This window comes from Paraburkholderia caffeinitolerans (assembly GCF_902859945.1).
GTDB lineage: Bacteria > Pseudomonadota > Gammaproteobacteria > Burkholderiales > Burkholderiaceae > Paraburkholderia > Paraburkholderia caffeinitolerans.
Window position 1 is genome coordinate 50,788 of record NZ_CADIKL010000048.1, and the last position, 13,042, is coordinate 63,829.

Here is a 13,042-nt window from a genome sequence, read left to right on the forward strand (position 1 = left end):
TTCGGCCTGCACGGCGACCCAAAAGTAAAACAGCAGTCATGCGTCGCAGGCCGAGGCCTGCGGTTCGGGCGTTCGAATCCCCTCAAGCCAGGTTGGATGCTATGAAAAAAATTGTCAGCAAGCACGTCATGTTTGGCGCATTGACAGTGCTGGCGGGCTTCGCGGCCACGGCCCACGCGGATGTCGTGGGCGACGCGAAGGCAGGGCAGGGTAAGGTTGCGATGTGTATCGGCTGTCATGGTATTCCCGACTACCGCACCGCTTATCCCGAGGTCTATCACGTGCCGATTCTGGGCGGTCAGAACGCGCAGTACATCGCAAGCGCACTGCACGGCTACAAGAAGGGCGACCGCCACTTCGGGACGATGCACGCGATCGCGGCGTCGCTGTCCGAGCAGGACATCGCCGATATCGCGGCTTATTACTCGTCGCAGACGGCCGCCACGAAAAACAATCCCGAGAAATAACCGGCACGGGACAGGAGAATCCATGAACAAGCCCTATACGGCTGTGCGCGCGTCGCTTCTGAAGTCCGCCTCGGCGGTTTGCGCCGCCGCAGCTCTCACGCTCGCGTTTGGCGTGCAATCGGCGCATGCCGCCGATGCCTCCAACGGCAAGGTGCTCGCCGACAGCCACAACTGTGCGGCCTGCCACGGCGTGAACCTGAACAAGCCGGTGAGCCCCGACTACCCGAAGCTCGCGGGTCAGCATGCCGACTACATCTTCTGGGCGCTGCGCCAATATCAGATGGGCAACGGCAATGTGAATTTCGGGCGCAGCAATCCGATCATGCAGGCGCAGGTGCAGAGCCTCTCCGAGCGTGACCTGAAGGATCTGGCCGCGTACGTCGAATCGCTCAAGGGCGACTTGGTCGAGAAGAAGTAAGCGCAGTCTGCCAGGCGCCATGCGGTATGCATGGTGTTTGTGCGCGACAGGTTGCGCACGACAGGTGCGCGATACGAATGCAAAACACCCCGTGTGAGACGCGCTTCAGGCGCTTTCTCACACGGGGTGTTTTTTCATGGGCCTTCCACTTTCCAGCGGCGGCCCGGATTCAGTCGCGCGAGGCGCGCCGCTCGATGCGCGCGAGGTACGCGTCGGTGTCGGGCGGCGTGTTAGTGCGCTGCGCTTCCCAGATCGTCTCGCCGAGACATTCCATGATGGCGTGCTGCGCCTCGTGGGTGGAGCCCATGCGCGCCGCGAGCCGGTCGTGCGCCGCGCGAATGCCCGGCGGCTGGTCGATCGAAAGCTGCTCGCTGATCGCCAAATGCATCGACAGGTGCAGGAAGGGATTGCTCTGCCCGCGCTCGGGCGAATAGTCCTGCGCCGATGCGGCTTCGGCATCGGCGAGCTGCGCGTGGTACTCGGGATGCTCGACGATCCAGTCGGCGGCCATCGCCTCGAGCGGCGTGAGGATCTCGCCCGCGCGCTGCTTGCGCCAGGTCTCGGTGAAAAATTGGCGGACTTCGTCGCGGCTGGGATTGAACATCGGGTGCTGAATCGTGCAGTGGTGAGGGCTGTGTGGTCAGAGCCAGCGTCCACGTGACGCGGTGGCTCGAATCTCGATTTTACGCCGGTGGGTTTGTCAGAGCTCGGGGGGTGGCGTTTTCGGCTTGAACTCGCACAGCGGCTCGATCACGCAATGCCAGCACTCCGGGCGGCGCGCCTTGCACACGTAGCGGCCATGCAGGATCAGCCAGTGATGAGCGTCCTGGCGGAACTCGGCCGGCGTGAACTTCTCCAGCGCGGTTTCCACCGCCTTCACGTCCTTGCCGGGCGCGAGGCCCGTGCGGTTGGCAACGCGGAAAATATGCGTATCCACCGCGATGGTCGGATGGCCGAACGCCGTGTTGAGCACCACGTTCGCGGTCTTGCGACCGACGCCCGGCAGCGCTTCGAGCGCTTCGCGCGTTTGCGGAACTTCGCCGCCGTGCTGCTCGATCAGGATCTTGCAGGTGGCGATGACGTTCTTCGCCTTGGTGCGGTAGAGGCCGATCGTCTTGATGTAATCGGCGACGCCTTCCTCGCCCAGCGCGAGCACCGCCTGCGGCGTGTTGGCCACCGGAAACATCCTGCGCATGGCCTTGTTCACCGAAACGTCCGTGGCCTGGGCCGAAAGCAATACGGCGATCAGGAGTTCGAAGGGCGTTGTGAACTCCAGCTCGGTCGTCGGATTCGGGTTGAGGCTCTGGAGCGTTTCGTAGATGGCGCGGCGCTTGGTGGCGTTCATGCGGGTTTGTCGTTCTGATCGGCGTGCGGCGCGGGCGGTTCGGGTGTGGCTGCGCCCTCGGCCTTGTTGTCGGCTGCACTCGCGTTGGCTGAACTCGCGTCGGCGGCGATGCCGAGGCGCCGGCGGCGTGCTTCGGCGGCGTCGATTTGCGCCTGCACGTCGGCGCTCACATGCTCGGTGTTGCGCGGGCCGGCGCCGCGTTCGGCGAGTTCCAATTTCTTGCGCCGTGCGCGTTCCAGCGCGGCCTGGATGATCGCTTTTTTCTTGGCTTCCGCGTCGTCGACGACTGCGGGCGAGGCCGCAGCCGGAGAGGCCGAAGTAGCCGAAGCATTGGCGGCGCCAGGAGCATCAGAAGCGGCTCCGGCGGGCGCCGCCGCTGCGCGCCGCGCGGCCGCGCGCGCTTCGGCGGCCTGACGCTCGGCGGCGAGCCGGGCCTGGCGGCGGTCGTGGCGCACGCGCGCTTCATCGGCCTGTTGCTGGGTCCACGCGTCCCAGCCCGTTGCAACGCCCGTCACCGGAATCATCGCAATGCAGTCCACGGGGCAGGGCGCGACGCACAGGTCGCAGCCCGTGCACTGATCCTTGACGATGGTGTGCATCTGCTTGGGCGCACCGACGATCGCATCGACCGGGCATGCCTGCATGCACAGCGTGCAGCCAATGCACAGTTGCTCGTCGATGAAGGCCACGGGACGCGGCCGCTCGACGCCGTTCACGGGATTGATCGGGATGACCGGCTTGCCGAGCAGCTTCGCCAGGCGTGCGACGCCTTCGGCGCCGCCCGGCGGGCACTGGTTGTAGCTCGCGGCGCCATTTGCGACGGCTTCGGCATAGGGCCGGCAGCCGTCGTAGCCGCACTTGGTGCATTGCGTCTGGGGCAGCAGATCTTCGATGCGATCTGCGAGTGTCTTGGAATCGTTCACGGTTGCGATTGCTGGGCGGGCGGCGGCGTGGCTGCGCGAGCGCACGCTTGGGGCTTGCACGCCCAGGGGCTGTATGCCCCGCGCCAAAGCCCGCATTATCGCCGATTTCCCGCATTGCCATCGGCGGGGCATGTGCCATAATCAAAGTGCTTAATTCGAATGTTCTCGCAGCGCTTGCATCATCAGCGCATGGCATCGGATCAAGTCCGCAGGACGGCTTCACATATGCAGCGTCGGGCGAGGGGGCAAGACGACTGCAAACAAAGAAAGATCGAGAAGCGAAGGGTGTCGGTTCATTAACCCGGCGCGCTCCATGCACGCTGCCGCACGATGGGTTTGGAGAGGCCCGGCAGCGCAACGTGGAAAGCCGCGCCTATCGAGCGATCCTGCCACCATGAATCAGACGAAAATCAAAAGAGATCCTGAAGGCACGCGCCGCCGCATCCTGCTTGCCGCTGCGGAAGAGTTCGCGAATGGCGGCCTGTTCGGCGCCCGCGTCGACCAGATCGCGCGCCGGGCGGAAACCAACGAGCGCATGCTGTACTACTACTTCGGCAGCAAGGAGCAGTTGTTCACTGCCGTGCTGGAGCATGCATTCGGCGCGCTCAACGAGGCCGAACGCGCGCTCGACCTGGGCGGGCTCGCACCTGTCGAGGCGATCACGCGGCTCGCGCATTTCGTGTGGGATTACTACCGCGACCATCCCGACCTCCTGCGGCTCGTGAACAACGAGAACCTGCACGAGGCGCGCTACATGCAGAAGTCCACGCGCATTCACGAGATGATCTCGCCGATCATTGCCACGCTCGGCTCAATCCTCGCGCGTGGCGAGGCCGCGGGGCTGTTCCGCAACAATGTCGATCCGCTGCGCCTTTACGTGACGCTCTCGGGCATGGGCTACTACATCGTGTCCAACCGCTACACGCTCAACGCCACGCTCGGGCGCGACTTCAGCACCTCAGCCGAGCGCGGCGAGATCATCCAGCTCAACACCGAGATGCTGCTTGCATTCTTGATGCGCAAATGAGGCGCAAAGTCGGATGTAACCCCAGGCGCCAATGAAAAACCCCGCGCTCGGTGCGAACCGGGCGCGGGGTTTGGCGTTGCGTGCTGCGCGAGCGCCTTTTCAGGCGACTCACGCCACGGCGCTTTCCTTTGCCTTCTGCCGCGCGCGTTGGTGCTCGCGAATGAAGTCGCGCAATTGCGGATAGATGATGGTGCGCCAGCGGCGGCCCGAGAAGATGCCGTAGTGGCCGCACTTTTCCGCCGTGAGGCGATGCTTGTGCTGCTCGGCGATGCCTGTGCACAGGTCGTGCGCGGCGTGCGTCTGACCCGAGCCCGAGATGTCGTCGAGTTCGCCTTCGATCGTGAAGAGCGCCGTCTCGCGAATGTCCTGCGGCTTCACGCGCTCGCCCGCGACGTCCCACGTGCCTTCGGCGAGGCTGAAGTCCTGGAACACCGTGCGGATGGTTTCGAGGTAGTACTCGGCGGCCATGTCGAGCACCGCGTTGTATTCGTCATAGAACTGGCGATGTGCTTCGGCGTCCTCTTCGTCGCCGCGCAGCAGGCTCTTGTAGAAGTCCCAGTGCGCGCTGGTATGGCGGCCCGGATTCATCGCGACGAAGCCCGCGTGCTGCAGGAAGCCCGGATAGACCGCGCGCCCTTCGCCCGGGTAGTTGGCGGGCACCGTGTGAATCACGTTGTTCGCGAACCACTCCATCGAATGCTCGGTGGCGAGCGAGTTGACCGCCGTGGGGCTGCGGCGCGCGTCGATCGGGCCGCCCATCATCGTCATGGTGAGCGGCGTGGGCTCGCCGCGGCTCGCCATCAGCGAGATGGCCGCGAGCACCGGCACCGTGGGCTGACACACCGACAGCACGTGCAGGTTCTTCGCGCCGATATGGCGGATGAATTCCTGGATATACGCGATGTAGTCGTCGAGATGGAACGGACCCGCTTCGAGCGGGACCATGCGCGCGTCGATCCAGTCGGTGATGTAGACCTTGTGGTCCTGCAGCAGCGTGCGCACGGTGTCGCGCAGCAGCGTCGAGTGGTGACCCGAAAGCGGCGCGCACACGAGCACCACAGGCTCGTCTTTGAGCGCGGAGACGGCCGACGGATCGTCAGCGAAGCGCTTGAAGCGCAGCAGCCGGCAGAACGGCTTTTCAATAATGGTTTGCTCGACGATAGGAATGTTGAAGCCGTCCTTTTCGATCTGGCGGATGTCGAATTCGGGCTTCTCGTAGTCCTTGCCGAGGCGGTAGAGCAACTCGTAACCCGCGGCGAGGCGCGTGGCGCCCGGCACGAGCGAGAACGGGCTCGACGGATTCGAGAACGACTTGGAGGCGGCCTGCGCCCACGCGGTAAGCGGGCTCAGCAGGGCGCGCTGAAATTCACGGATTTGGTAGAGCATGGGTGCTCCAGCATCAGGGGCGGTTCGCATTCGCGCCGCGCTGGGCAAGCACGGCACGGAAAGCGGGCCCGTAGTTGGTCGGTTTGCCTGCATACCGGCTTTGCAGCCGGCCGCCTGAACGGCGCGGCATTCGGCTTGCCGCGAGCGAATGCGAATCCTTGCGCCAGCAACGGGCATTCCATGCCTGGCGGGGCTTCAGTTCATTGTGCAACGCAGCAATCCAGTTCTCAAGTGTAGCGCACTTGGCGCGGACGCATAGGGGTTTTTGTGCGCTTGCGCACCGGTTTTGATCGTTTTCGCATCTTTACGATGCCGTGCTCGCCGCCGCCGCAAGATCCGAATCGGCCGGCGAGGCACCGGCAAAGGCCGGATGCCCGGTCGCGCGGGCCATTTCCTGCTCGTGGCGCATCAAATTCAGCCCCGTGTGAACGAGGGCCACATGAGAAAACGCTTGTGGAAAATTCCCCACAAGCCGGCCCGCCGCCGGGTCGTACTCCTCGGCGAGCAGGCCGACGTCGTTGGCGAGCGCGAGCAGGCGCTCGTACATCTTGCGCGCGTCGTCCATGCGGCCCTGGAGCGCGAGGTTGTCCACCATCCAGAAGCTGCAGGCGAGGAAGGTGCCCTCGCCGGGCGGCAGGCCGTCGTTGAAGTCGGTGGTGCGGTAGCGCATCACGAAGCCTTCCACCATCAGGTCGCGCTCGATGGCCGCGACCGTGCCCGCGATGCGCGGGTCCGACGCCGGCAAAAAACCCACCAGCGGGATCAGCAGCAGGCTCGCGTCGAGGTCGGTGCCGCCGTAGATCTGCGTGAACGAATTGAGCGAGGTATTGAAACTGCGCTCGCAGATGGTCGCGTGGATGGTGTCGCGCAGCGCGCGCCAGTGATCGAGCGGGCCCGGCAGGTCGAACTTCTCAGCCGAGCGGATGCAGCGGTCGAACGCCACCCACGCCATGACCTTCGAGAACGTGAAGTGCTGGCGCCCACCACGGGTTTCCCAGATGCCTTCGTCGGGCTCGGTCCAGACTTTTTCGAGGTGTTCGAGCATCGCGCACTGGATCGACCACGCGGTTTCGTCGGCCTGCAGGCCGCCCACGCGCGCGAGGTGCAGCGCGTTCATGACTTCGCCATAGACGTCGAGTTGCAACTGGCCGACCGCGTTGTTGCCCACGCGCACCGGCTTCGAGCCTTCGTAGCCCGGCAGCCAGTCGAGCTCGAACTCGGGCAGGCGGCGCTCGCCGGCGATGCCGTACATGATCTGCAACTGCGAGGGCGAGCCCGCCATTACGCGACCGAGCCATGCGCGCCATGCGCGCGCCTCGTCGTAGTAGCCGCCGCGCATCATCGCGAGCAGCGTGATGGTGGCGTCGCGCAGCCAGCAGTAGCGGTAGTCCCAGTTGCGCGTGCCGCCCAACTGCTCGGGCAGCGATGTAGTGGGCGCGGCGACGATGCCGCCGGTGGGCTCGAACGCGAGCGCCTTGAGCGTGATGAGCGAGCGGCGGATCGGCTCGGCCCAGCGGCCTTCGATGGTGCTGCGCGCCGACCATTCTTCCCAGAAGTTCTCGGTGCGCGCGAGCGCCGTGAACGGGTCGCGCGGCGGTGGCAAGCGCAGATGCGAGGCCGCGTAGGCCATCGAAAACGGCACGCGCTCGCCTTCGCTCACGTCGAATTCGGCGACGGTGCGCATGTTCTCGCCTTGCAGGTCGACGGGCGTGCGCAGCACGACGGTGTCGGGGCCGACCGTCGCCTTGATGCCGCTCTCGTAGGCGAGGCGGCTCACCCACGGCACCGAAAAACCATAGTCGAAGCGCAGCACGAGCTCGCACTGCATGCGCACGGTGCCGCGCCGGCCTACCACGAGCCGCACGAGTTCGCTCCAGCCATTGCCGGGCGGCATGAAGTCGATCAGCGTGACGGCGCCTTCGGGCGTTTCGAAATCGGTTTCGAGGATCAGCGTGTCGCCGCGATAGCGGCGCGTGGTCTTGATCGCGGCCTTGGAGCCGTCGGCGGGCGGGGCCGGCGCGATCAGCCAGCGGCCGTTGTTCTCGGTGCCGAGCAGCGCGGCGAAGCACGCGCCGGAGTCGAAGCGCGGCCAGCACAGCCAGTCGATGGAACCCTCGCGGGACACGAGCGCGGCCGTGTGGCCGTCGCCGATCATTGCATAGTCTTCGATGAGTGCAGGCATGGTAAGCAGATTGACAGCGTTGCGACTTGAGCCGGGCTTGAACGGATACGGCGGATGCACGCACAAGATTAGTGGGTGCGGGGGGGCTCGCGCAACGCGTTTTGCGGCATGCCGCGGCCTCAAGCGTCAAAAATGCCCGAGATGCCCGCCCGTGCCGAAGAGCCCGACCAGCCCGATGATGATGAGATACAGCGCGACGATGTAATTGAGCAGGCGCGGCGCCACGAGAATCAGGATGCCGGCGATGAGCGAGGCGAGCGGGCCGATGGCGAGATGGATGTTCATGGTTCACTCCCTGGGGTAGAGCGGGCCTGGCCGGGCGGCCAGCGGCCAGCCAGGCGCAAGCTCTCCTATACTGGGCCGCGAATCTTCACGACACCGGTGCGCTCGCGCTTCGAAAAGAAAAATGGAGGTCGACATGTTTCAGGTCCATGCCGCCGCAATCGCCATGCCCGTGCCCGCGCATCGGCATGATCGCCACCATCCGCCGCGCGCGAAGAAGCGCGGCTTCATTCATCAGATCATCAAGGGTATCGTCATCATGGCCGCAGTCGCCACAACGCTCGCCGCCACCCAGGCATTCGCTCAATCCGGCGCGGGCGCAGCGTCCGCCGATACTGCGGCCGATGGCGTATATGACCTGATCGTCGGCACTTATACCGGCGGCAAGAGCGAGGGGCTCTACGTCTATCGCTTCGACTCGAAGACGGGCGACGCCCAGCAGGTGAGCGTCGCGAAGACGGTGAATCCGTCGTATCTCGTGGTGAGCAAGGACAAGCGCTTCGTCTACGCGGTGAACGAGCTGCCAGGCGACAACGGCCCGGCGACCCAGCGCGGCGACGTGAGCGCGTTCGGCTTCGACGCCGCGAGCGGCCAGCTCACATTCCTCGACAAGGTGTCCGCGCAAGGCAACGATCCCTGCTATCTGAGCCTTTCGCCCGATGGACGCTATCTTCTCGTCGCCAACTATTCGGTTGCGGCGGACCCCGGCGGCAGTTTCGCGGTGCTGCCCGTCGAGCAGGACGGCAAGCTTGGGGCATCGGTGCTCACCGTGCACCACGAGGGCGGGGGGCCGGTGAAGGGACGCCAGGACAACGCGCACGTGCATTCCACTGTGTTCTCGCCGGACGGGCGCTACCTCTTCACCCAGGATCTCGGCACCGACAAGCTCTGGACTTACCGCTACACGCCCGACGGCAGCCGCGGTCTCGTGAGCCCGGCCGAGTGGCGCTATACCGACGTGAAGGCCGGCACGGGCCCGCGCCACCTCATCTTCGGCAACGATGGACGCTTCGCATACCTCACGAGTGAACTGTCCGCCACGGTGAGCGTGTTCGCGTATCACGACGGTCGCCTGGCGCTCGAACAGGTCGAGAAGCTCGCGGAGCCGGGTTTCAAGGGCGCGGTGGGCGCGGCGGCGCTGCACTTGTCGCCCGACGGCAAGTTCCTGTACGTCTCGAATCGCGGCGACGCCAACGACATTTCGATCTTCGCCGTCGATGCGCGCACGGGCAAACTCAAGCGCGTGGGCCGTCAATCGAGTCTTGGCAAGGGGCCGCGCGAGTTCGCGATCGATCCGAGCGGCCAGTGGCTCGTCGTCGGCAATCAAGGTAGCGACACGGCCTACGTATTCCGCCGCGATCAGGAAACGGGCTTGCTCGAACCGAATCCGAAGCGCATCGACATCGGCTCGCCCGTCGACTTCAAGTTCGTCGCGCCGTAAAAAACAAAGCGCCGCGCTGGATCGTTCCAGCGCGGCGCTTCGCGTTCAAGCGACGCGTGCATCGCTGCGCGCATCGCGAGGCTTACTCGGACTGGCCTCCCGGCACGAGCACTTCACGGCTGCCGTTGATGCCCATCGGCGAGACGAGGCCCGCCGCTTCCATCTGCTCGACGAGGCGCGCGGCGCGGTTGTAGCCGATGCGCAACTGCCGCTGCACCGAAGAAATCGACGCGCGCCGCGTGCGCACGACGAACGCAACGGCCTCGTCGTAGAGCGGATCGGCTTCCGCCTCGGGCGATTCGCCGAACAGGTCCTGCGCCGCGCCTTCGCCCGCGGGGCCGTCGAGAATGCCTTCGACATATTCGGGCTCGCCGAACTGCTTCAGATACTCGACCACGGCGTGCACTTCCTCGTCGGCGACGAATGCGCCGTGCACGCGCTGCGGGTAGCCCGTGCCCGGCGGCAGGAACAGCATGTCGCCCTGGCCGAGCAGCGACTCGGCGCCCATTTGGTCGAGAATCGTGCGCGAGTCGATCTTCGACGAGACCTGGAACGCCACGCGCGTCGGAATGTTCGCCTTGATGAGGCCCGTGATGACGTCCACCGAAGGACGCTGCGTCGCGAGAATCAGGTGGATGCCGGCGGCGCGCGCCTTTTGCGCGAGACGCGCGATCAGCTCTTCGATCTTCTTGCCAGCGACCATCATGAGGTCGGCGAGCTCGTCGATCACCACGACGATCATCGGCAGCGGCGAGAGCGGCTCGGGCGCCTCGGGCGTGAGCGAGAACGGATTGCCGATCTTCTTCTCGTGCGCTTGCGCGTCGCGGATCTTCTGGTTGAAGCCCGCGAGATTGCGCACGCCCACCGCCGACATCAGCCGGTAGCGCTTCTCCATCTCGCCCACGCACCAATTGAGCGCGTTGGCGGCGAGCTTCATGTCGGTGACCACGGGCGCGAGCAGATGCGGAATGCCTTCGTACACCGAAAGCTCGAGCATCTTCGGGTCGATCATGATGAGCCGCACGTCCTCGGGCGTGGCCTTGTAGAGCAGCGAGAGGATCATCGCGTTGATCGCCACCGACTTGCCCGAGCCGGTCGTACCCGCGACGAGCATGTGCGGCGCCTTGGCGAGATCCGTGACGATCGGGTGGCCGACGATGTCCTTGCCCATCGCGATCGTGAGCTTCGATTGCGAGCGGTGGTACGGCGCCGATTCGAGAATCTCCGAGAGGCGGATCATCTGGCGGCGCGCGTTGGGTAGCTCCAGACCCATGCAGGTCTTGCCGGGGATGGTCTCGACCACGCGGATCGACGTGAGGCCGAGGCCGCGCGAGAGATCCTTCATGAGGCCGACGATCTGGCTGCCGCGCACGCCGAGCGCGGGCTCGACTTCGAAGCGCGTGATGACCGGGCCCGCCGAAGCGCCGACCACGGTCACGGGCACCTTGAATTCCTGCAGGCGCTGCTCGATCAACTGGCTGGTTTCGGCGAGCTTTTGCTCGGAGACGGGCTCGATTTCGGACGAGGCGCGTTCGAGCAGCTCGATGCCGGGCAGATCGACCGACGATGCGCTGAGCGGCTGGAACTCGAACGAGGTCGGCGCATGGCCGCGCACGGGCTGGCGCGGCGCGGCTGCTGGCTGACCTTCGGGCAGGGGCGCGGGCTGCGCTTCAGGCTGGAGCGCGGCCGGTGTGGCCGGCGCGCCGTTGCCGTGGTCGAGCGGGGTTGCGGGTGGTTGTGGCTGCGCCCACGGCGGTGTCGTGTTGGCGTAGCCGCTAGCTGCAACCGGGGCGGGCGATAGCGGCGCAGGGGCCTCGTGCGCGGTGGTTTGCGCCGTGGCTTCGACTGCCGGGGCAATGAACGGCGCAGCGCCTGGCGCTGCCTCCGGCGCTTGCATCACGTCGACGGCGGGCGCGCGTGCGAAGCCGATCGATGCAAAGGTCGGCGTCGCGGTGAATGCGGGCTGTGCCGGGGGAGTCGGCTGCGCTGGGGCCTCGGGCTTGGGTTCCGCAGATGTGACAGGTGCGGCCGCGAACGGTGCTGGCGTGGGAGGAACCGCCGCAGGCGAGTGGGGCGCGAAGTTTGCCGGCGCGATGGGCATCGGCGCCACGGCGCTCGGCGTCGCGATGGACGTCGGGTTTGGTGCGGTATTGAGCACCGCCGCCAGGAGCGAAGGCACTTCAACAGCGGGGGCCGGTGCGAAAGCACGGACTTGTGGCACGGGCGTTGAGGCGTCATCGTCGGCCGGCGTGTCGTCCTGCTGCGCGGCGTTCACAGGCCAAGTCTCCGCGATCACGCTATGGCTTGCCGGCGTGGGGGGCGCAGCGTGCAACGGTCCGGTCGCAACGCGCGGGAAGCGGACGACGTTTTCTGCGATTTCCGGCTCTGGCACATCGAGCGTTGCCTCCGGCGCCGCATCAGACGTTGCATCAGACGTTGCTTCAGACGTCGCATCAGGCAGCGGCGGCTCGTTCGTCGCGTCGACGGCGTCGTGATGCTGGAACGGTGTGATGGACGGCAGCGCGGCATGGGTCTGTGCAACGTTCTCAGCCGGCGCAACGTCGGCCGCTTGAGCCGATGGAGCGGGCGTCGAGGCGGCCTGGTCCGGTGCTGCGTCGGCCGGTTCGGCGGCTTCCGGTTCGTCGTCGAGCATGATCCACGGCATACCGTTGTCGAAGGTCGGCCAGTGGACCGGCGAAGTCGCGAGCGGCTGCGAGGGCGGCATTGCCGTTGCAATAGGCGCGGCAGGCGCAACGGGTGCCGGCAGCACGTCTTCCTCCTGCACGTCGATGAGGAACGCGGGGAGGGCGATCGGGTTCGAGGTGTCGTCGGCGGAGGTCCACGGCGCTACGGGGTCGGTGGCGGGCGGTGTGGCTGGCGGCGTGTCGGCGGTCGGCGCAACGGGCGTCAGATTGGATTCAGCCGTTTGTTCCGATTGCGCTGAACCAGGCGACGCGTCGTTGGACACGCTCGCGGGCGTCCCGGAAGATTCGGCCGGCGCATGATCCGAAGGCGCGGCAGACTCCACACGAGCGCCTTCATCCGCCGTATCCACCGCGACCACGTTGTCGAGCGCTGCCGTCCCGGACAGCGGAACGAATTGCGGCTCGACAAGCGGCAATTCCACGTGGGCTGGCGGGGCGAGGCTCGCGTCGCTGGCAGCCAGGTCAGCGGGGGCGTCTGCGTTCGCGCGCACTTCCGCTTGCGTAGCGGCCTGGTCGATCGTGCTGCGGCGCGCGAGACTCGCGCCTGCGAGCGTCGTCCAGCGCGCGGCGTTTTCCTCGATCGAGCGTAGCGTTTCGAGCACGCCCGTCGAGAGGGACGGTTGCGGTGTGGATGCCGTGCCCTGCGTCGGGCGGGAGTAGGCCGGCGTGGCGGTGCCCGCGAGCGGCGTCGTTGCGGACGCACCGAACTGGGTGCTGAATGACGAGCCGGGCGCGCGCTGTGCCGAACTGGGCGTGCCCTTGGCCGGCCAGACGAACGGACGTTGTGGTTTCTGCTGACGTGCTTGCGGCGCGGCTGCGGCCGCTGCGCGCGCGGCGGTGCTGCCCGCGACGGGCGGCGGCGCGCT

11 protein-coding genes are annotated in these 13,042 nt (G+C 66.2%); 4 read left to right on the forward strand and 7 right to left on the reverse strand.

Annotated elements, in window-relative coordinates; translation table 11 throughout:
• Window positions 1–101 precede the first annotated feature (101 nt).
• Complete coding sequence (locus HV773_RS31615) at window positions 102–467, forward strand: c-type cytochrome (RefSeq protein WP_129561531.1); 366 nt, start codon at window positions 102–104, stop codon at window positions 465–467.
• Window positions 468–489: 22 nt separating this feature from the next.
• Complete coding sequence (locus HV773_RS31620) at window positions 490–885, forward strand: c-type cytochrome (RefSeq protein ID WP_129561532.1); 396 nt, start codon at window positions 490–492, stop codon at window positions 883–885.
• A 169-nt stretch (window positions 886–1,054) separates the two neighbouring features.
• On the opposite strand, the gene HV773_RS31625 is transcribed toward HV773_RS31620, so the two are convergent.
• The 3 genes from HV773_RS31625 to rsxB form a co-directional block, all read right to left on the reverse strand.
• Entirely contained in the window at window positions 1,055–1,489 is a 435-nt protein-coding gene (locus HV773_RS31625) for a DUF1841 family protein (protein ID WP_129561533.1), read from the reverse strand.
• Between the two features lie 96 nt (window positions 1,490–1,585).
• Complete coding sequence (nth, locus tag HV773_RS31630; RefSeq protein WP_129561534.1) at window positions 1,586–2,230, reverse strand: endonuclease III; 645 nt, start codon at window positions 2,228–2,230, stop codon at window positions 1,586–1,588.
• On the reverse strand, window positions 2,227–3,153 hold the full coding sequence (gene rsxB / locus HV773_RS31635; RefSeq protein WP_227875367.1) for an electron transport complex subunit RsxB: 927 nt from the start codon (window positions 3,151–3,153) through the stop codon (window positions 2,227–2,229). The genes nth and rsxB overlap by 4 nt, the downstream gene beginning before the upstream one ends.
• A 394-nt stretch (window positions 3,154–3,547) precedes the next feature.
• Here rsxB and HV773_RS31640 point away from each other — a divergent pair, with 394 nt between their 5' ends.
• A complete protein-coding gene (locus HV773_RS31640; RefSeq protein WP_129561536.1) occupies window positions 3,548–4,180 on the forward strand; it encodes a TetR/AcrR family transcriptional regulator in 633 nt (210 codons plus the stop codon).
• 108 nt (window positions 4,181–4,288) lie between these two features.
• On the opposite strand, the gene HV773_RS31645 is transcribed toward HV773_RS31640, so the two are convergent.
• The 3 genes from HV773_RS31645 to HV773_RS31655 all read right to left on the reverse strand — a co-directional run bounded on the left by HV773_RS31645 (window position 4,289) and on the right by HV773_RS31655 (window position 8,033).
• A complete protein-coding gene (locus tag HV773_RS31645; RefSeq protein WP_129561537.1) occupies window positions 4,289–5,566 on the reverse strand; it encodes a polyhydroxyalkanoate depolymerase in 1,278 nt (425 codons plus the stop codon).
• A gap of 304 nt (window positions 5,567–5,870) precedes the next feature.
• Window positions 5,871–7,748 (reverse strand): glycoside hydrolase family 15 protein, encoded by a 1,878-nt coding sequence (locus HV773_RS31650; protein ID WP_129561538.1) that lies wholly within the window; start codon window positions 7,746–7,748, stop codon window positions 5,871–5,873.
• Window positions 7,749–7,874: 126 nt separating this feature from the next.
• Complete coding sequence (locus tag HV773_RS31655; protein WP_129561539.1) at window positions 7,875–8,033, reverse strand: DUF3096 domain-containing protein; 159 nt, start codon at window positions 8,031–8,033, stop codon at window positions 7,875–7,877.
• 163 nt (window positions 8,034–8,196) lie between these two features.
• On the opposite strand from HV773_RS31655, the gene HV773_RS31660 reads away from it, so the two are divergent.
• Window positions 8,197–9,471 carry a lactonase family protein gene (locus HV773_RS31660; RefSeq protein WP_377731199.1) on the forward strand — a complete coding sequence of 425 codons (1,275 nt, stop codon included), beginning with the start codon at window positions 8,197–8,199 and terminating at the stop codon, window positions 9,469–9,471.
• Window positions 9,472–9,553: 82 nt separating this feature from the next.
• On the opposite strand, the gene HV773_RS37095 is transcribed toward HV773_RS31660, so the two are convergent.
• Window positions 9,554–13,042 (reverse strand): DNA translocase FtsK (locus HV773_RS37095; protein WP_281365316.1); only part of this gene is annotated, 3,489 nt, incomplete at its 5' end.

Excerpts from the sequence above, each read along its gene's own strand:
- nth (WP_129561534.1), bottom strand. The coding sequence starts at position 2,230 with ATGAACGCCACCAAGCGCCGCGCCATCTACGAAACGCTCCAGAGCCTC.
- HV773_RS31660 (WP_377731199.1), top strand. The coding sequence starts at position 8,197 with ATGCCCGTGCCCGCGCATCGGCATGATCGCCACCATCCGCCGCGCGCG.
- HV773_RS31655 (WP_129561539.1), bottom strand. The coding sequence starts at position 8,033 with ATGAACATCCATCTCGCCATCGGCCCGCTCGCCTCGCTCATCGCCGGC.
- HV773_RS31615 (WP_129561531.1), top strand. The coding sequence starts at position 102 with ATGAAAAAAATTGTCAGCAAGCACGTCATGTTTGGCGCATTGACAGTG.
- HV773_RS31650 (WP_129561538.1), bottom strand. The coding sequence starts at position 7,748 with ATGCCTGCACTCATCGAAGACTATGCAATGATCGGCGACGGCCACACG.
- HV773_RS31645 (WP_129561537.1), bottom strand. The coding sequence starts at position 5,566 with ATGCTCTACCAAATCCGTGAATTTCAGCGCGCCCTGCTGAGCCCGCTT.
- HV773_RS31620 (WP_129561532.1), top strand. The coding sequence starts at position 490 with ATGAACAAGCCCTATACGGCTGTGCGCGCGTCGCTTCTGAAGTCCGCC.
- HV773_RS31625 (WP_129561533.1), bottom strand. The coding sequence starts at position 1,489 with ATGTTCAATCCCAGCCGCGACGAAGTCCGCCAATTTTTCACCGAGACC.
- HV773_RS31640 (WP_129561536.1), top strand. The coding sequence starts at position 3,548 with ATGAATCAGACGAAAATCAAAAGAGATCCTGAAGGCACGCGCCGCCGC.